This is a genomic window from Gilvimarinus sp. 1_MG-2023 (assembly GCF_030548285.1).
The window spans coordinates 1-333 of sequence record NZ_JAUOSC010000520.1 but is presented as its reverse complement, the minus strand read 5'-3'; the positions used below and the strand labels follow the sequence as shown (position 1 = coordinate 333).

At 52.0% G+C, this 333-nt stretch carries 1 protein-coding gene; it reads right to left on the bottom strand.

Features of this window, described 5'->3' with window-relative positions:
- Positions 1-333 (bottom strand): sensor histidine kinase (locus Q4563_RS17900; protein ID WP_303605460.1); only part of this gene is annotated, 333 nt, incomplete at both ends.

Here is a 333-nt window from a genome sequence, read left to right as displayed (position 1 = left end):
ATGATTTGCTGCTCGTTATCGACACACAGTATCAATCCGGAGCCACGGGTATTCTGGGTGTTTTCTTCTGGTGTGATGGATGCCAATGGGGCGATGGTTGTCGGAATGGATACGCTGAAACAGCTGCCTCGGCCCGGTTCTGAAATAACCTGTATCGGATGATCCAGCAGTAAACACAATCGCCGTACAATCGATAGCCCCAGCCCTAGCCCTTTGGTGTTGGCGGGGGTGTGTATGTCGGTGTCTGCACCTGTGCGTTCGGCTGCCAACCGGTGAAATTCCTCAAAAATCATATCCAGTTCATGGGCCGGGATACCAATGCCAGTATCTAAC